Below are 18,332 nucleotides of genomic sequence, written 5' to 3'. Positions count from 1 at the left end.
TCAGAAAAACCTAGCAGGAACAGGTGAAGCAAGCGTGGAGAAAAAAAGAGTATTACTATTATCTGAAGGCTTTGGTACGGGTCATACTCAAGCCGCCTATGCACTGTCCAGCAATTTGCGAAAGCTTTCGCCAGACGTGCAGACAAAAGTGCTTGAACTGGGAAGTTTCTTAAATCCCAAGGTTGCACCTCTGATTATAACAGCATACAAAAAAACGGTTACCAACCAACCCAAACTTGTCGGATACGTATACAGACACCAATATAAAAAATCATTAAACAGGCTGACAACACTGGCGCTGCATAAACTGTTCTATACACATACACGCAGCGTTGTGCGCCAGTTACGTCCCGATGCAATCGTCTGTACACATCCGATTCCAAGTGCTGTCATATCCAGACTGAAGCGTCTGGGTGTACAGGTTCCCCTATGCACAGTCATCACCGACTATGATGCACATGGGACGTGGATTAACCGTGAAGTAGACCTTTATCTGGTTTCTTCAGATGAGGTTAAGTCCAAACTAATGCTACGCGGCGTACCTACAGACAACATTCGAGTCACGGGCATTCCGGTACATCCAAATTTCTGGGAGCATCCCGGGCGAGAAGAGATTCGAAACAGATTTAACCTCAAGAACATGCCTACTGTACTGGTGATGGGTGGCGGCTGGGGAATGCTCAGTGACAAGCTGGTCCACCCGCTGCTGACACGCTGGCATGAAGATATTCAGATCATTTTTTGTCTGGGTCGCAATGATAAAACACGGATCAGCATGGAACAGAACCCCATGTATCGCAAAGAAAACATTCATATTATGGGGTACACCAACGAAGTGGACAAATTGATGGAAGTATCCGACCTGCTGATCACCAAACCTGGGGGAATGACATGCAGTGAAGGCTTGGCCAAAGGAATTCCAATGTTGTTCCACAACCCTATACCTGGTCAGGAAGAAGAAAACGTCCATTATTTTACGGCAAGAGGATTGGGAGAACCCATAACTTCGCATGACGTAGTGGTCAAATGGATGAACAAGCTGTTGCATCACTACCCGGATGTTGTACGTAAACGCAAACGTCATCTGGCCGAAATCGCCAAGGTTCATCCGATGCAGAGCGCTCAAAGTATTATCGATCTGCTGGAGGACGTTCGTCCTTCATCCGCAGAAGAGGCCCGTTTATGAATTTATCCAAATAAAGTGCTGCTTCCCGTAATCTTTATCCAATCATGCCTCTAACCAACGGCTTCAAACAAGCCTGCAACCACATTGAAAAGGTGCCTTCGGATTTGAAGGCACCTTTTCTTTATGAAGGAAAGTACAAATTATTGAATGCCTGTTGACTTCAAGTACTCCTGCCACTGCTTGGTGTATTCCGCCTGAATTTTTTCCAATCCTGCTTGCTTCGCCTTCTCCATAAATGTGTTCAATCCAGCCTCTACGTCTGCCACCAAACCTACATTAAGCGGATACAAATATTGTTTTTCCACTTGTTCCAATGCAGCCTTCTCGGCTTGGTACGGAGTCCAGTCTTCAGCAAATCCTGTAAAGATATCCGGCTTTTTGATTTTGTCGAGATCTTCAAACATGGTCAGCACGTCATCAAAGGTTTTATCATAGAGCATGAATTCCGGATTACGCCAAGCCCACCCATTCATGCCCTCACGCGGGAAGCCGTTTGTTTGTGCATCTCCGACCATTTTGTAGTATCCATTATCTACCTCGAAGTTTTTGCCTTCAACGCCGTATTCAGTCAACCAGTTATATCGTTTATCTGTCACCAGTTTCTCATAAAATGCCAATGCTTTTTCCGGGTTTTTACTGCTACGCGGAATCGCAAAACCATTGTGGATCGGGTGAACCGGTTGTGCAAACCCTTTTGCATTCGGGTAAGGGAAATAAGCCAATTTCCAATCTGGATGCGTAGACTGCACCTTGATTACATCTGCATTAAATTTGTTAGGGTTTTCCCCAGACAGAACAACAGCCGCTTTTCCATTTTGCAACAACGAGTTGGATGTATCTTTTACATTCAGTACGTTTTTCGGGAAAAATCCTTTATCCATCCAACGTTTGTATGTTTTCAGGTCTTCCAGGTGTTGCGCGGATCCCCAGTAGGGCGTCACGGTTGATGGTGTGTCATACATAATATCCAGTCCATATGGAAGTTGACCTGCTGTATTAACCAGCTTGGATGTCAATTGACGAATACCATGGGTATGGTTGGCATTGCTATCCGCAATAGGAATCATATTGGGTTCGTTGGCTTTGATGCCCTCCAGATACGCTTCGAGCGTCTCCAATGATTCCGGTTTTGGAAGATTGTACTTCTCGCGCAAGTCCTCACGGTACGCAATCCCCTCGGTTACATACTCAATCCAAGTGGATGGAACAGTATAGATTTTGTCATTGATTTTGACAGCATTCCACATGTCATCAGGGACATGAGCTTTCAGTGCTGGCGCTGCTGTAGGCAACATTTCATCCAGTGGCAGGAACGCGCCCTTCTTGGCATAGGACTGGTAGAATGTCCAATCCGCTGTGAAGATCAGATCGATCGGCTGTCCCGAAGACAGCAGCAGTTTATATTTTTGATCCCAGTCGGTCCATGAGGTGTAGTTGAATTTCACATTGACGTTCAGATCAGCCTCCGCCAGCTTATTGATCTCAGATTCAATAACAGGCAGATCTTTCGGAGCATCCCCAAGCATGTAAAATTGAAGCGTGACTTTCTCGCCTTTGTTCCCGGATGTTCCTCCCTGCTCGCTTCCTTGCGTCGATCCCCCCGAACCGTTATTACATGCGGCAAGTACCCCGGCGAACAACATCAGGGCAAGTACCAGAGACAGGTGCCGAATTGTTTTGTTACGCATACGCATCCTCCCTTTTTATGGTGAACCTTTATATGTTAGCGCAGACTCGCCATGTTTCAGACCGGAAATGATGTCAATGGCCTGACACCCACAGCGTGTTCGCGTTCTAACCTTTCACTGCACCAATGGTGAGTCCTTTGACAAAATAACGTTGTACAAACGGATACAGGAACAAAATCGGTCCCGTTACAACGATAGCCATTGCCATCTTGGTTGATTCCGTAGGCACATCCTGACTGAGTGTGATTCCTGTGCCAATCGCCATCTGGTCAATGAATGTAATCGTGTTCATCGTGTTGTAGAGATAAAATTGCAGTTGGTACATATCCGGGTTGTTAATGAAGAGGGATGAGGTAAACCAGTCATTCCAGTAACCCAGTGCCAGGAACAGACCTACGGTGGCGATACCAGGCATCGCCAGTTTCAACACAATGCTGAAATAGATGCGGAAGTCATTCGCTCCATCAATTTTGGCGGACTCAATCAATTCATCCGGCACTGCCGAGCGAATGAAGTTTTTCATCAGGATAATGAGGAATGGCGTCATCAACCCCGGGAAAATAAGTACGGTGTACGTATCTGTGAGATTGAAGTAGTTCGCCAGCATAATGTACCAAGGCACAAGTCCCCCACCGAACAGGGTTGTGAAGTAGATAAAAAACGAGAACGTATTCCGATATTTAAAGTCCTTACGCTGGAGCACAAATCCGGCCATCGTGATGAGGAACAGCCCTAGCGTAGTCCCCACCACCGTTGTAAAGACCGTTACCCCATAAGCTTTGAGTACCTGAGTCGGGAATTTGAACACCATTTTGTAACCTTCCAGGGAAAAGTCCGTTGGAAAGAGGTGATAACCATCCCTCACAATGGACTCGTTGCTGCTGAATGAACCGGATAGGATCAGCAGAAACGGTAGCAAGCACATGATGGATAAAATGATGATGAAGCTGTAGGAAATCAGTTGAAACATGAAAGTGAATTCCGAATCTCTGAGACGCGTATTCGTACGCGTGTGAGTATTCATTGGCGTGTTCATGATCGTTCTCCCTCCTGCCCTGCGGGCGTTCTAGAACAAGGCGTAGTCCTCATTTACTTTGCGGATAATATAGTTGACGGTCATGATCAAAATGAATCCAAACAACGATTGATAGAGACCAGCAGCCGTTGCCATCCCGATATCAAACGTTACTTTCAGAGAACGATAAACATACGTATCAATAATATCTGTAGCGTTGTATAGCACCCCGTTGTTGCCAATCAGTTGATAGAACAGGTCAAACTGTCCCTTCATGATGCTGCCGAGCGAGAACAACAATAGGATGACAAAGGTTGGCTTCAACATTGGTACCGTAATGTACCAGATCCGCTGAAATATATTGGCTCCGTCGATTCGGGCAGCCTCATAGTACTCGTCACTGATCCCCGTTATGGCGGCCAGATAGATGACCATGCTGTATCCAAGATTTTTCCACAGATAAAAGATGATGATCAGGAACACCCAGATCCAGGGTGTGTTATAAATATCGACCGGACCGGCCTCAAAACGTTTGAGCACCGTGTTCACAAAACCCGACTCGTAGTTAAACATGTTGTAAGCGATTACACTTAATAGTACAAATGAGATGAAATACGGCAAGAACATGACGGATTGCGTGATTTTTTTGAATAACCTGCCCCGGATTTCGCTAAGCATGATCGCACAGAAGATCGCCAGACCGTTTCCTAATATAATGAAGGCGAGATTGTAACCCACAGTGTTGGTTGTGAGCTTCAGCAGCATTCCGGATTGCCACAGGAACTTAAAGTTCTCCAGACCGACAAATGGACTACCAAATAATCCGCCTTCAAAATCATACCGGGTGAACGCATAATAGATGCCGACCATCGGAAAATACGAGTTAATCAGAAAAAAGATCAGCGTGGGCAACAGCATCAGAAACATGATTTTGTTTTTGTTCAATTCTTTGAGCATGGCTCGATCCCTCCCGAATTTCTTGCGGTGCTGCGTGGTGGAGCTCTCTTTTTATTGTAGATGCTCTCTTCACTCACGGATACTGAAGCTTCCCTTCAGAAAATGAACGATTCTGCGAAATGAACTATGAACAAAATGAACGAACCATGAAATGAACAGACATCCACACACATCCGTTCACAAATGTTGATATCGTGCATAGGCTACACCTAGTGAACAATCCAGCGAAAGTTGAACTTTATGTAGAGAAAACAGGCAAAATGGCCTGTCCAGCATTGATGTAAACGCATACATAATATATAATTCAAGTTACTCTTGCTCTTCTGCTCATCCATGTATGAAGCCCCACTTATGTATATGAAATTCTATGTTGTTCACCCAAAACAGGAGGTTCGAGGGGGAAGATGAATGCGTAAACGTTCAGAGGACAGTCAGAAGGTCTTCACACGAATTCTGATCGGCATTATTATCAGTACCGTCGCTACCTTACTTGTGGCTTCTACTATTTTGTACGTCAACTATAATCGGATTGCTCTTCGTCAGGTGTATCGTACAGATATGAACAGTCTTACTCAAACCAGCCGTGAAGTGGCGAAAATGACCGAGACTGCAAAATCATTGTCATATCAGATCTATCAGGACTACACCATCTCTTCATTACTGCTTTATTCCAAACCAAATATCTATGAGATCACATCGGCGATGGAGCAGCTAGACAACTACCGTATGTCCCTTCCCTTTATCGAATCCATCTATGTATATAACTCCAAAAGTAATGAATTCTATATCAGTTCCAACGTGCGCAATGGGCAGCAGTCCATCTCGGAGATCGATGATCAGGGGATTACAAGCATCCTCCAACGCTTCCATGACTATAAACCTTTTGTGCCCATCCCGCGTACATATCAGGTCGGCTCTACCGAAGCAACAGAGGTTAACAGCTACACCTATCTCTGTTATGACACGATTAATGATAACGCAAAGCTAAACTATGCTGTCATCGTTAATATCAAGGATGATTGGCTCAGTCCGAATATGAATGCTGTGGATCAACCAGGCAAAACCTTTATTGTAAATGAGAATGGAGACCTTTTATCTGACTTTGGCGACCGTGCATTGATGAAAAATCTTTCCAGCGAAGCTTTTATGAAGCCAATTATGCAGGATACGGAGCAGTCAGCTTACTTTACCGAGAAGGTCGACGGAGAAAAATCTCTCATCACCTATACCGCTCCCGATGACCTGGGTTGGCGTTATGTGAGAATAACACCTTATGATCTGATTACCTCAGATATACGGAGTATGCGCACACATACCGTTCTGTTTTGTGTTGGACTTCTCTTCGCAGGCTTACTGCTCTCTTACCTTGTTTCCCGAAAACTATATCACCCTATTGACAAGGTGCTTGTTCGTTTACGTGTGATGGAAGCTGAGCGACGTGGCAGTCTTCATTTGTTACGGCAGGATTTTCTACGAGGGGCCCTACAGGGCCGCGAAACAGTAACTGGAGGTATGCTGGAAGAACGGATGAAGTTCTACGGTTCCTCCATTGATGTTCAGCATGCATCCAGACTGGTATTGCTGCGTATTGACCATTTTACCGAATTCTGCGAAACGTATCGTGATGAGACCCAGCTTGTAAAATACGCCATGATGAACATCTGCACCGAGACAGCCAATCTCCACTATAATGCAGAAGCTGTGGACATGGGCGGTGATCTGATCACACTCATCTTCAATGAAAAAGCGGAAAACCATGAACTTGGGCAACCTGCTCATCATCCGATCGAGGAGCTGCTGCGCATGATGCAGGCTGCTGTAATGACCCATTTGAAATGCTCTATCTCCTGTACGATCGGCACGGAAGAAGATTCATTGGAAGACAGTATTGCATCCTACACCAGATCAGCCGAAGCCTCACTACATCGTTTGTTCATGGGACCGGGCTGTCTGATCTATACCTCTGACATCATGGCTTATCACGCCAAGGAGTACGCCTTCCCAGCAGGTAAGGAAAGACAGCTTGTCGACCATCTAATGACAGGCAAGACGCGAGAAGCCAAACAAGTCTATGCAGATATCGTCGGCGAAACAGCCGCATATCCATTTACCGTCTTCCAGCTAGCCTTATCCCATCTGACGATGACACTGAACCATGTACGAAATACCCTCAAGAAGAATAATCAACTCACGCTTGATTCAGTCTCGGATGGTCTAATGCTGCCTGTCAAAGACGCTGAAGACATCAGTGAAGTACATGAACACTTCTATCGGATGTTTGATGAGCTTGGTTCCAAAGTCGAGGAGAAACGTACACTGAAGCACGAAGAGTTGATTCGTAAAATCAATGGCATTATTGAGCGGGACTATGCGGACCCCAATCTATGTCTAACTTCTATCGCAGATGAGCTTAACATGTCGCCCATCTATGTAAGCAGGCTCTACAAACAGCTCACCCTGAAAGGGCTCACGGACGTGATTAACGAAACCCGCATAGCCAAGGCCCAGCATCTGCTGGTGGAAACGGAGAACTCCGTTGCCGACATTGCCGAGAGAACTGGATTCACCAACAGTTCATACTTCTATCGCATGTTCAAAAAGTTCAATGGTGTTACACCAAACGATTATCGTCGCAAAGAGTTTCATTCAGAGAACTTTTGAAATCATACCAGGCTTGAGTTTATGGAGCATTGCACATTGTTGTTAATGCAAAAAAAGAGCGACCTATGAGAATGAATCATTCACCTCATGTGTCGCTCTTCTTTGATAAGTTTAAGTTAGATTTCGATTTATTCCTGTTCCTGATCTTCGCCGGACTCATCCGAAGCTTCACGAACTTTATACTTGTCCAGGCGTGTCTGCTGATACTCACGCAGGGCCTCTTCACCAACAATCACTTCAACCCGGTGAATGTTCATACCTTTGCCCATGAATTTCTGCTCGTACTCGGTCATCACATGTTCTTCGTTTAGTCCATCGCGATGCAGATTCAAAGAAATATTGGTCATTTGCAGGCCGAAATCGGCAATGGCATTGAGTGAGAAATCAAACAGCGTCTCCGAATCGGTTTTGAAATGAATCTGACCTTTGGGATTAAGCAATTCCGTGTATTTCTTCAGGAAGCGCGGGTGCGTCAACCGACGACGTGCATGCTTTGCTTTTGGCCACGGATCGCTGAAGTTCAAATAGATACGTTCCAGTTCTTCCGGCTCAAAAACTTCCTCGATCTGTTCAATATTTGCCAGCGCAAGCTTCAGGTTAGGGGGTGTCTCCACATCAGCCTGACTCCACGCATTACGAGCTTTCTCACTGGCACGACGCACCAGTTCATCATACATATCAATACCGATGAAATTAAATTCCGGATATTTATAACTCATTTGGCTGATAAATTGACCTTTACCCATACCAAATTCCACGAAGATCGGATGGTCATTGCCAAACAGTTCAGACCATTTTCCTTTATGTTGCTTGGGGTCCAGTACAACAAGATCAACTTGTTGCTCCAGATTTTCTCTTATCCCTTTTCTGCCACGTAAACGCATTTTATTCCTCCGTTTGTCCCATACTTGTCTCAGACTTATTTTGCCGAAGAACTGGCAAATTGTAAAGAGCAATGAAAAGGGAATCTTCGGATCTGCCACTTTGGGCAAATCTCAAAGATTCCCTCTTCGATTTATTTGGAATTGGGGTCCAACTACTTTAGTAGTTCATAGTCTACCTTATCTTGGTGTGAAAAATCAAATGTCTTTTCGAAAGCATCGCGAACTTTTTGTCTTGCAGCCGCTTTCACTTTCGGATTTCCATTAAAACGAACACCTGTTAAAGCCAGTGCTTCTTCTGCCGTCAATTCAACAGACACACGATTCAATTCATTGTTTTTAACTTGGGAATTCATTCATATCACCTCACGGTATAGTATGGTCCATGACGTCAATCTTGATTCAAATGCTATGATGAATAATACCCACTAGATGGTGTCTGACGCTGATTTAAATATAACACAATGTGTAAACTATAGCAAGGAGAAAACCTTGATTTTACGGCCTATTTTTGCGTTTCGATTCCCTTTTTTTTTAGTTTTTTGATACAATGATAAAGTGAGCATTTTGCATAAATACCATAAGCGTCTTCCAATCAGCAAGATATGGATCAGGATGATTTTTCCTGTCCATATCTTGTACCCGTGAGCGATTCAAATCGAATAATGCAAAATGCTAAAGTTCATGAAGACCCCTATAATCGCTATCCATCGTCTATGACGGAAATCGCATAGCGCTTCTTCTTTTGTTCACGTATGATTACTGTAATTCGACAGCCAAAGGAGTACCCTGAAGATGAATGCACCTGCATTACAGTCCCCTATGTTGTGGGGAGATAAACGATTCCATACCTGGAATTATGAGATGCGTGATCAATTTAACAATAAGGTTTTCAAAGTGATGCTGGATGCTGGATTCACCTGTCCCAACCGCGACGGTTCCATCGCCAAAGGTGGTTGCACCTTCTGCAGTGCGCGTGGATCAGGCGATTTTGCTGGCAGCAGACGTGAAGATCTGGTCACCCAGTTTAATACAATTCGAGATAAACAGCACCTCAAATGGCCTACAGCCCATTATATTGGCTACTTCCAAGCCTATACGAACACGTATGCTCCAGTTGAGGAGCTGCGCGAATATTTTGAAGAAATTCTTGAGCAACCCGGTGTTGTTGGTTTGTCCATCGCCACTCGCCCGGATTGTTTGCCAGATGACGTTGTTGATTATTTGGCTGAACTGAACAAACGCACCTATCTGTGGGTTGAGATGGGACTTCAAACGATCCATGATTCCACATCAACATTGATTAATCGGGCGCACGACACGAAGTGTTACGAAGAAGCGGTTGAGAAACTGCGCAAACGGAATATACGAGTGTGTACACATATCATATATGGTCTGCCTCAAGAGACACATGAGATGATGCTGGACACTGGACGGGCAGTTGCCAATATGGATGTACAGGGAATCAAGATTCACCTGTTACATCTCATGCGCAAAACACCGATGGTGAAGCAATACGAAGCCGGACTTTTACGTTTTCTGGAACAGGATGAGTACATCAAACTGATCGTAGATACACTGGAGATGCTTCCACCGGAAATGATCGTACACCGTCTTACAGGCGACGCACCGCGTGATCTGCTGATTGGACCAATGTGGTCCATGAACAAATGGGAAGTGTTGAACTCCATTGATCGCGAGCTGGTTGAGCGGGATTCATGGCAAGGTAAGTATTGGAGGCGAGCATAGATGGGCTTTCTTTCAGTTCTCAGCTGTGCTCATCAGTGGATCGCTTCCCGTCTGCAGCCAGGTGATCTGGCCATAGATGCAACGGTGGGTACAGGAGCAGACACACTATTTTTGGCACAACAAGTTGGCAGGCGTGGTCAAGTCATTGGATTCGATATTCAAAGTGAAGCCCTCACACTGGCACAGGCCCGGATTCGAAAACAAACCGACGAAGCCAAGCTTGGCTCCATTTCCATGCTTCAACTAAGCCATGATCGAATGACAGAAGCGGTGCCTGAGTCATGGCCTGGTGCGGTTGGTGCAGTCATGTTCAATCTGGGGTACCTGCCTTCAGAAAGTGCAGATTCCTCCATCATCACCGAGACTGACAGCACGATCGCTGCACTCGAGGCTGCACTCACTTTATTACGTCCTCGCGGAATCATTACGGTTGTGCTTTACCCCGGTCATGACGGAGGCGCACAGGAAGCATCAGCCGTATTGGAATGGTCCTCTGCCCTGCCGGTGGAACAGGCACAGGTTGTGATGTATCGCCAATTGCAGCGAGAAACTTCTCCTTTTCTGATCGGAATCGAGAAAAAATAATTTCCTTTGTTCACCAAATACAATAAACTAGACACAATCGCAAGGCGAGCTATTAACGGCTTTTTCTTACTGCGATCTGTGTTCTACATCTACATATGCAAACGTATTCACTTGTTTGCTCATGGCGACTACATGCCCATGACTGATTAAAGCGATCCACCACTTCATATACTAGAGGAGAGATTACTGATGTCTACGCCATACCCATTACAATTCCAACCTGAATTCAAAGAACGTGTGTGGGGCGGTCGTGCGCTGGAGCAATTCGGCCTTACGCCCCCTGAAGGACATATCGGAGAAGGATGGATGATTGCGGATCATCCAAACGGTACAACCAAGGTATTAAATGGAGCACTTGCTGGCAAGGGTCTGGATGAAGTTCGTGAACAACTGGGCACCAAATGGCTTGGAACCAAAGGCGTTTCCGAAAAAGGCGGCCGTTTCCCCCTTCTGATTAAGCTGCTTGACTGCAACGATGACCTGTCTGTTCAGGTTCATCCAACAGACGAGTATGAGGCACTGCCTCCTGGCGAGCTTGGCAAAACAGAAATGTGGTATGTACTCGACGCAAAACCGGGCGCACACATCATCTACGGGTTGAATGAAGGCGTTGATCGGGCAACATTAAAAGAAGCATTGGAAAACGGCACGGTGATGGATACCCTTCGTCAGGTGCCTGTAGAAGCTGGTGATACGTTCTTTATCCCTGCTGGAACAGTGCATGCGCTCTGTGCAGGTGTCGTTGTCGCTGAGATTCAGCAAAACTCGGATACGACGTACCGGATATACGATTATAATCGTCCAGGGCTGGATGGCAAACCACGTGAGTTGCATGTTGAAGACTCATTAAATGTCACCGCCTATGAGGGCGCAGGTGCCTCAACGATGAAAACAAATAACGCTACTCCTGGTGAATGGCTCAAGCTTGCGGAATGCCCTTATTTTGTAGTTGAAAAAGGGGTTGTGAATAAACGTTGGGAACTCTCCACCAATCCTGACAGCTTCACGATTCTCGTTGTCTGTGAAGGAGAAGGAACTCTGGAGTGGGCACATGCTGAATCAGACAGCATTGAATTGAAAGCTGGACAATGTTATCTCTTGCCAGCCAACCTGGGTTCTTACACATTAGATGGAAATACCACTGTGCTTCGCTCTTATCTGCCATAAATCAAGCTTATATGTAACCTGTGAAGGAGGAATTACACGAGATGCAGGAATCTACCTTTGCCTTGGTCGCTAGTGAAGGTACCCGTATTCATGTGTACCGCTGGCTTCCCGATCCGGAATGCAACGTTAAAGGTGTAGTGCAAATTGCACATGGCATGGGCGAGACGGCAGCCCGATACGCCGAATTTGCCGACATTCTTACCCAAAATGGCTATGCGGTTTATGCCAATGACCATCGGGGTCATGGCAAAACCGTGGAGAATGCCAAATTGCTTGGTAATGCTGGTATCGATGCCTTCCGCTGGATGGCGAGTGATATGATCAATCTCGGCGAAGTAGCCGCCAAGGAGAATCCTGGGGTGCCCCTGTTTCTAATGGGACATAGCATGGGCTCATTCTTGGTACAACATCTCATGTACGCTGGTCATGAGCAGTACCACGCCTTTATTTTATCCGGTACAAACGGCAGACGCGGTCTGCTCCGGTTTGGAGAGAAGCTCGCCTTTTTGCAATGTGGTATTCAGGGGGCTACTCATCCCAGCATGCTGCTCAACGCGATTGTGTTTGGTGGATTTAACCGCTCTTTCCGTCCTGCCGCGACACCGTTTGATTGGTTGTCCCGGGACTCCCAAGAGGTTCAGCGATTCATTGATGATCCCCTGTGCGGAGCAGTCTGTACAGCAGGCTTTTTCCGCGACTTCTTCAAATTGCTGCTTGAAGTCCATCTTCCACACAATATGGAGCGCATACCCAAACACAAACCCGTATACCTGTTCTCAGGTGAGAAGGACCCTGTCGGACTTCATGGCAAAGGCGTTCTTAATCTGGTCTCGCAGTATAAGAAGCTTCAGCTGGAGAATATTGAGTATCGCCTGTATCCGGATGGACGCCATGAAATGCTGCATGAGATCAACCGAACAGAAGTGGCTCAGCATGTTGTGAACTGGCTAGAGCGGAATACCCCTGGCTCGAATACACACCCTAGCCCGATGAACCCTACTGAGACGGCTGACTCTATCTAATAGAGTCGAAGGCAACATACCATGAGCAACAGCAAAAGAAACCCCTGGATCGGATGTGCAGCTCACGCTGCGCTCCAGTTCAGGGGTTTTCTTGTTAAGCGATATGAATAATAGCTATAACCAAGCTTTATGGATTAACCTTCAATTAACAGAGATTCCGGGTCTTCCAGCAGTTCCTTCACGGTCACGAGGAAACGAACAGCTTCACTTCCGTCGATAATCCGGTGATCGTAGGACAGCGCGATGTACATCATTGGACGGTTCTCCATCCGCTCTGCATCAATCGCCACTGGACGAAGCTGGATCTTATGCATCCCCAGAATACCCACTTGAGGTGTATTCAGAATTGGCGTTGACAACAAGGAACCAAATGTTCCACCATTGGTGATGGTGAACGTTCCACCTTGCAGATCAGATAACGCCAGTGTGTTGGAACGAGCTTTGGATGCCAGGTCCGCAATGCTCTTCTCGATCTCGGCAAAGCCCAAACGATCAGCATCACGTACAACCGGTACAACCAGTCCTTCCTTCGCAGATACGGCGATGCCGATATCATAATACTTTTTGAGCACAACATCTTCGCCATCAATCTCTGCGTTAATTGTAGGGAATTTTTTCAGAGCCCCCACAACCGCTTTGGTGAAGAAGGACATGAAGCCCAGGTTAATCTCATGTTTCTCTTTGAACTTGTCCTTACGGCGTTTACGTACATCCATGATCGCAGTCATATCAACTTCATTAAACGTAGTCAACATGGCTGCTGTCTGCTGAGCCTCTACCAGACGTTTGGCAATGGTCGCACGGCGGCGAGACATCCGCTGACGCTCCACTGGTTTGGTATAGGTAGAACTTCCAGCTGCCGGAGCACTTGGTGCTGCAGGAGCTTTACTCGCAGGTGGAGCAGCAGGAGCAGGCGCCTGATTGTTATGGCTCTTCACATCATCCTGGTATACCCGCCCAATTGGATCTTTGCTCTGAACCTGATCTAACTCGATACCACGTTCACGTGCAAGCTTACGGGCAGACGGCGAAGCCGTCTTGGCACTATCGGATGACTCCGGTGCTGCCGCAACAGGTGCTGGTGGTGTTGGAGCTTCAGGTGCAGGAGTAACGGCCTTTTTCTCTTCAGCTACTGGTTCGGAAGCGGGTGCACCGCTTCCTCCTCCAGAACCAGCTGAGAGTGTACCGATCGTTTCACCGATCTCTACCGTCTCTCCTTCCTGACGAATGATCTTCTCCAGCACGCCACTTTCTTCTGCGCTGATCTCAATATTTACTTTATCCGTTTCCAGTTCAAGAAGCACATCACCCTGATTAACGGTATCCCCTTCTTTAACCATCCATCTGGATACAGTTCCCTCAGTTATTGACTCACCCATTGCAGGTACTTTAATTTCACTCACAGCTGTTACCTCCCCAGTGGAATATTATTCTTCGTCGTTTGTTTCAACGCAGATGTAATAATCTGTTGCTGTTCCATACTATGCACAAGCTGATAACCGCTGGAAGGACTTGCGTGTTCCGGGCGACCTTCGTATCTAACGGTTGTGCCTTCCGGGGCAACTTCACGAAGACGAGGCTCCATGTATGTCCAGGCACCCATGTTTTTGTTTTCTTCCTGCACCCATACCAGTTCTTTTACATTGCTGAAACGTGCAAGTATACGTTTGATCTCTTCTGCCGGGAACGGATACAGTTGTTCCACTCGAATGATGTGAAGCCATGACCAATCTGCTTTATCTTTTTCAAAAGCATCTTCCAAGTCGATGGCAATCTTGCCACTGCACAAAATAATGCGCTCTACGCGATCCGGCTGTGTCCCAAGTCCAGCTTGCTCCAGCACAAGCTCAAACTTGCCTTCACTGAATTCCACTGCCGGTGATGCAACACGCGGATTCCGAATGAGACTTTTCGGTGACATCATCACAAGTGGACGGGCATCTTCTGTTTCAGTCAACGAAGCTTGACGACGCAACAAGTGGAAGTACTGAGATGCACTTGACAAGTTAGCAACCGTCATGTTGTCTTCTGCACACAACTGAAGGAAGCGTTCCAGACGAGCACTTGTATGCTCAGGTCCTTGACCCTCATTCGCATGTGGCAACAACATCACCAAACTGGACTTCTGAGACCACTTGGCGCGGCCGGATGATACAAACTGGTCGAATATAACCTGTGCGCAGTTGGCAAAGTCACCGAATTGAGCTTCCCAGATAACCAGTGTATCGGGTGAATATACGTTATATCCGTATTCGAATCCAACAACGGATTCTTCAGACAACGGACTGTTATAGATTGCAAAGGATGCTCTTGCCTGTGGCAAGTGATGTAAAGGGCAGAACTTTGCTCCATTCTCCGAATCATGCAACACCAGATTCCGATGAGCGAATGTAGCACGCTCGGCATCCTGTCCACTAATCCGAATCGGTTTGCCATCAGCGAGAATGGTTGCGAATGCAAGTGTCTCCGCAAGGCTCCAATCCACTTTCTCCCCTTCATTCAAGGAAGTGCTCCGGCGTTGCAAAATCCGCTGTAACTTCGGATACACGTTGAAGTTCTCAGGCCATTTCAGCAGATCGGCATTAATGCTGCGCAGATTCTCCAGTGGTACCGCTGTCGGAGTAATCGTAACAGTTTCCGGCTCACTGATTTTCCGTTGATAATATTCATGTACTTCATTTTTCTTCATCTGGTCATAAGCTTCTTTTAATTTGTTCGTTACTCCATCGCGAATGCTCGTGATGGACGCATCATCGATAACCGATTCCTGCTTCAACTGATCCTGATACAAGTGGCTTACCGTTGGATGGTTTTTCACCTTGTCATAAACGATAGGTTGAGTTGTTTCGGGATCATCGGTTTCATTATGGCCGTAACGACGGTAACCGATCAAGTCGATCAGGAAATCCTTTTTGAAACGATTGCGATACTCTGCTGCCATACGAATGGCTGCAATACAAGCTTCCGGATTGTCCGCATTCACGTGTACAATCGGAATTTCGTACCCTTTAGCAAGGTCACTTGCGTAGTATGTTGAACGGGAATCACCGCTATCTGTAGTGAAACCCAGACGATTGTTGACGATAATATGGATGGTTCCGCCATTCTGATATCCTGGCAGAGCTTTGAAGTTAAGCGTCTCCGCAACGATCCCTTCTCCAGGGAATGCAGCATCACCGTGCATCAAAATGGTAGCTGCCTTCGTTACATCCTGCTTCGGATATCCAGGGTCACGACGGTCATCCTGAGCCGCACGTGCAAAACCCTGTACAACCGGATTGACGTATTCCAGATGGCTCGGGTTATTCGCCAGAGTAAGGCGGGCCTGCACAGTTTCCCCGTCTTTTACAAAACGGTTGGCACCCATATGATATTTGACATCCCCCGTCCAACCGTAGTTGATTCCCGTCGAACCTTCCGATGGAACCAGGTCTTTGTTCGGAGCATGATGGAATTCAGAGAAAATTTTGCTGTACGGTTTGCCCAATACATGGGCAAGTACGTTTAACCGTCCACGGTGGGCCATACCCATCAGAATGTGGCTTGATCCCGCTTCTGCCATGATGCGGACCGCTTCGTCCAACATCGGTACAAGCACATCATTACCTTCGATGGAGAAACGTTTCTGTCCAACAAATGTTTTGTGAAGATAATCTTCAAATTGTTCAACTTCAACCAAACGTTCCAGCAAAGCCTTACGTTCTTTCGGCATAAGCGGAGCTGGTGAAGTCCGGGACTCCGCACGGCGATTCAACCACTCACGTTCTTGAACTTCGTGTACATGACTGAATTCATAAGCCATGGGTCCAGTGTAAATCTGACGCAAGCGTTGGATTGCATCCCATCCGGTTGCTGTCTGCCCATCTGCACCTTCCCAGATCAGGGAAGCAGGCAAAGCTTTCAGATCTTCTTCGTTTAATTCAAAATGCTGAGGTTCCAGCAAAGATGTATCTGTATCTTCACTGATTCCAAGCGGATCTATGTCTGCAGCAAGATGACCATACGTACGGATATTCCATACCAGCTTACCTGCTGTAACCGCTTTCTGTAATAATTGAATGTCTACGCTTCCGGAAGCCGATTGGGCGTTGCCGGAATTCGAGGTTGTGCGTGCATCCCTGCCAGACATCGGCGGTGCACCCCATTGTTCAAATAGTTCCCGATAGGCCGGTGTAACCGAACCAGGATCTTGAGCAAATAATTCATATTGTTCCTGTACGTATCCCATATTGGGGCCATAGTAACTTTCCCAGGGCTTCTTGTTGCCTTCCACGATCGTCATCGACGTTCCCTCCGTCTTGATTTAGTCATAAGTTTTTGACGGAAATCATTGACTAAGCCGTAATTTGCGTTCGTTCAACATTTTAAGCTAAATTTTTCATGAAGTCCAATAATCGTGCTGTTGGTGGTAGTAACGTTAGTCCGACGCTCCCGTCAAGGTTTGTCTGCGTTTTCAAAATCAAAGTAAAACAATGATTGTATATACCGTCGCACAGATGTCGAATACTGTCCTGATCCGTTCGAAGGTTACACTTTCTCCTCTTCTTCAAGTGAAGTCCATGTTCTAATATCTATTCTATAAACTTTTACGCTCAGGAGCATTTCCTATTTTTAGTTCAATTGATGCATAAATTAGATGAATCGAATAAATCGAGCAATTTGGATAGAACAACGAACGCTTAATTACAACAAAATAGGCATACGATCTCCCATTTACCTCCTTAATTAAATTGTGGTCCATTATGTTCAAAAACAAACCGTCCAGTTAAACATTAACCAATTGACATCACATTCAACAAATAATTGGGGTTTTCTTGAGGAGACCAACTGAAAAAAGCTCGCCCAGACATAAATTATCCGAGCAGCTTCTTTGAATTCAGCAAATTTCACCTCAGCAAATACTTCCTATTTCTTTTCATCCTCTATAACAGCATCCAGATCTATGGCCATACGGATCATATCCACACAGCGGATACCATCCTCTATAATCTCTTCCTCATAATGTCTCACAAAGAAATCACGATCAACCCCGATAATGCGGAAACCGCAACGTTGGTATAACTTCAATTGATGAAAGCTGGAGTTGCCTGTTCCAATCTCGAGAATCCGGCAGCCCAATCTACGTGCAGCTTCCATCGCTTCCTTAATCATGTGTTTGCCTACACCTTGTCCCTGCAGTTCTTCCTGTACGGCAATATTAACAATCTCGGCAGTCTCCGGACGAGTCTTCAACAATACGAACTCTCCAACCATCTCTCCTTCATATTCAGCAATAAAACAAACACCCCGACTCAGGTACTCATCAACAATTGCTTTTGAAGGATCAGCCATCAATAAAAGTTCGTACGGTCGCTCTTCTTCCCAGTCCAAAATCCGGAACGACAATTTCATGCCAATCTCCACCTTTTCATCGTACAATAT

The 18,332-nt window shown here is 46.2% G+C and carries 14 protein-coding genes; 6 read left to right on the top strand and 8 right to left on the bottom strand.

The window, feature by feature from the left end; all coding sequences use genetic code 11:
* Positions 1-34 precede the first annotated feature (34 nt).
* The gene (locus IFU39_RS20745; protein WP_192134641.1) at positions 35-1,186 is read left to right on the top strand and encodes an MGDG synthase family glycosyltransferase; all 1,152 of its coding nucleotides are present in this window, start codon (positions 35-37) and stop codon (positions 1,184-1,186) included.
* 140 nt (positions 1,187-1,326) lie between these two features.
* On the opposite strand, the gene IFU39_RS20740 is transcribed toward IFU39_RS20745, so the two are convergent.
* The 3 genes from IFU39_RS20740 to IFU39_RS20730 all read right to left on the bottom strand — a co-directional run bounded on the left by IFU39_RS20740 (position 1,327) and on the right by IFU39_RS20730 (position 4,846).
* Positions 1,327-2,880: an ABC transporter substrate-binding protein gene (locus tag IFU39_RS20740; protein WP_373419814.1), complete on the bottom strand. Its 1,554-nt coding sequence runs from the start codon at positions 2,878-2,880 to the stop codon at positions 1,327-1,329.
* 100 nt (positions 2,881-2,980) lie between these two features.
* A complete protein-coding gene (locus tag IFU39_RS20735; protein WP_370511436.1) occupies positions 2,981-3,844 on the bottom strand; it encodes a carbohydrate ABC transporter permease in 864 nt (287 codons plus the stop codon).
* Between the two features lie 96 nt (positions 3,845-3,940).
* Positions 3,941-4,846 (bottom strand): ABC transporter permease, encoded by a 906-nt coding sequence (locus IFU39_RS20730; protein WP_017689672.1) that lies wholly within the window; start codon positions 4,844-4,846, stop codon positions 3,941-3,943.
* Positions 4,847-5,254: 408 nt separating this feature from the next.
* Here IFU39_RS20730 and IFU39_RS20725 point away from each other — a divergent pair, with 408 nt between their 5' ends.
* On the top strand, positions 5,255-7,507 hold the full coding sequence (locus tag IFU39_RS20725) for an AraC family transcriptional regulator (protein ID WP_192134639.1): 2,253 nt from the start codon (positions 5,255-5,257) through the stop codon (positions 7,505-7,507).
* Between the two features lie 128 nt (positions 7,508-7,635).
* Here the strand turns inward: IFU39_RS20725 and trmB are convergent, their stop codons facing one another.
* Positions 7,636-8,391, bottom strand: a complete 756-nt coding sequence (trmB, locus tag IFU39_RS20720; RefSeq protein WP_076252463.1) for a tRNA (guanosine(46)-N7)-methyltransferase TrmB — start codon at positions 8,389-8,391, stop codon at positions 7,636-7,638.
* A 152-nt stretch (positions 8,392-8,543) separates the two neighbouring features.
* Positions 8,544-8,744, bottom strand: coding sequence for a hypothetical protein (locus IFU39_RS20715; RefSeq protein ID WP_105597935.1), 201 nt, complete (start codon positions 8,742-8,744; stop codon positions 8,544-8,546).
* A 439-nt stretch (positions 8,745-9,183) separates the two neighbouring features.
* Here IFU39_RS20715 and IFU39_RS20710 point away from each other — a divergent pair, with 439 nt between their 5' ends.
* The 4 genes from IFU39_RS20710 to IFU39_RS20695 all read left to right on the top strand — a co-directional run bounded on the left by IFU39_RS20710 (position 9,184) and on the right by IFU39_RS20695 (position 12,911).
* Positions 9,184-10,137, top strand: a complete 954-nt coding sequence (locus tag IFU39_RS20710) for a TIGR01212 family radical SAM protein (RefSeq protein ID WP_192134637.1) — start codon at positions 9,184-9,186, stop codon at positions 10,135-10,137.
* Complete coding sequence (locus tag IFU39_RS20705) at positions 10,138-10,722, top strand: class I SAM-dependent methyltransferase (protein ID WP_192134635.1); 585 nt, start codon at positions 10,138-10,140, stop codon at positions 10,720-10,722.
* 189 nt (positions 10,723-10,911) lie between these two features.
* Positions 10,912-11,889: a type I phosphomannose isomerase catalytic subunit gene (locus IFU39_RS20700; RefSeq protein ID WP_192134632.1), complete on the top strand. Its 978-nt coding sequence runs from the start codon at positions 10,912-10,914 to the stop codon at positions 11,887-11,889.
* A gap of 41 nt (positions 11,890-11,930) precedes the next feature.
* Positions 11,931-12,911, top strand: coding sequence for an alpha/beta fold hydrolase (locus IFU39_RS20695; protein WP_192134630.1), 981 nt, complete (start codon positions 11,931-11,933; stop codon positions 12,909-12,911).
* Positions 12,912-13,045: 134 nt separating this feature from the next.
* On the opposite strand, the gene odhB is transcribed toward IFU39_RS20695, so the two are convergent.
* The 3 genes from odhB to IFU39_RS20680 form a co-directional block, all read right to left on the bottom strand.
* Positions 13,046-14,314 (bottom strand): 2-oxoglutarate dehydrogenase complex dihydrolipoyllysine-residue succinyltransferase, encoded by a 1,269-nt coding sequence (gene odhB / locus IFU39_RS20690; protein ID WP_105597930.1) that lies wholly within the window; start codon positions 14,312-14,314, stop codon positions 13,046-13,048.
* Between the two features lie 5 nt (positions 14,315-14,319).
* Complete coding sequence (locus IFU39_RS20685) at positions 14,320-17,193, bottom strand: 2-oxoglutarate dehydrogenase E1 component (protein ID WP_192134628.1); 2,874 nt, start codon at positions 17,191-17,193, stop codon at positions 14,320-14,322.
* A 623-nt stretch (positions 17,194-17,816) separates the two neighbouring features.
* Positions 17,817-18,302 (bottom strand): GNAT family N-acetyltransferase, encoded by a 486-nt coding sequence (locus IFU39_RS20680; protein WP_192134626.1) that lies wholly within the window; start codon positions 18,300-18,302, stop codon positions 17,817-17,819.
* Between the last annotated feature and the right edge of the window lie 30 nt (positions 18,303-18,332).

This window comes from Paenibacillus sp. CFBP 13594 (assembly GCF_014842675.1).
GTDB classification, from domain to species: Bacteria; Bacillota; Bacilli; order Paenibacillales; family Paenibacillaceae; genus Paenibacillus; species Paenibacillus amylolyticus_B.
Note: the sequence above shows the minus strand (reverse complement) of the source record. Positions and strands in the feature narration are given on the sequence as shown.

What these genes read in the sequence shown, in the direction of transcription:
- IFU39_RS20715 (WP_105597935.1), bottom strand. Translation starts at nt 8,744, where the DNA reads ATGAATTCCCAAGTTAAAAACAATGAATTGAATCGTGTGTCTGTTGAA.
- IFU39_RS20735 (WP_370511436.1), bottom strand. Translation starts at nt 3,844, where the DNA reads ATGTTTCAACTGATTTCCTACAGCTTCATCATCATTTTATCCATCATG.
- trmB (WP_076252463.1), bottom strand. Translation starts at nt 8,391, where the DNA reads ATGCGTTTACGTGGCAGAAAAGGGATAAGAGAAAATCTGGAGCAACAA.
- IFU39_RS20740 (WP_373419814.1), bottom strand. Translation starts at nt 2,880, where the DNA reads ATGCGTATGCGTAACAAAACAATTCGGCACCTGTCTCTGGTACTTGCC.
- IFU39_RS20730 (WP_017689672.1), bottom strand. Translation starts at nt 4,846, where the DNA reads ATGCTCAAAGAATTGAACAAAAACAAAATCATGTTTCTGATGCTGTTG.
- IFU39_RS20685 (WP_192134628.1), bottom strand. Translation starts at nt 17,193, where the DNA reads ATGACGATCGTGGAAGGCAACAAGAAGCCCTGGGAAAGTTACTATGGC.
- IFU39_RS20710 (WP_192134637.1), top strand. Translation starts at nt 9,184, where the DNA reads ATGAATGCACCTGCATTACAGTCCCCTATGTTGTGGGGAGATAAACGA.
- IFU39_RS20680 (WP_192134626.1), bottom strand. Translation starts at nt 18,302, where the DNA reads ATGAAATTGTCGTTCCGGATTTTGGACTGGGAAGAAGAGCGACCGTAC.
- IFU39_RS20695 (WP_192134630.1), top strand. Translation starts at nt 11,931, where the DNA reads ATGCAGGAATCTACCTTTGCCTTGGTCGCTAGTGAAGGTACCCGTATT.
- IFU39_RS20705 (WP_192134635.1), top strand. Translation starts at nt 10,138, where the DNA reads ATGGGCTTTCTTTCAGTTCTCAGCTGTGCTCATCAGTGGATCGCTTCC.
- IFU39_RS20700 (WP_192134632.1), top strand. Translation starts at nt 10,912, where the DNA reads ATGTCTACGCCATACCCATTACAATTCCAACCTGAATTCAAAGAACGT.
- IFU39_RS20725 (WP_192134639.1), top strand. Translation starts at nt 5,255, where the DNA reads ATGCGTAAACGTTCAGAGGACAGTCAGAAGGTCTTCACACGAATTCTG.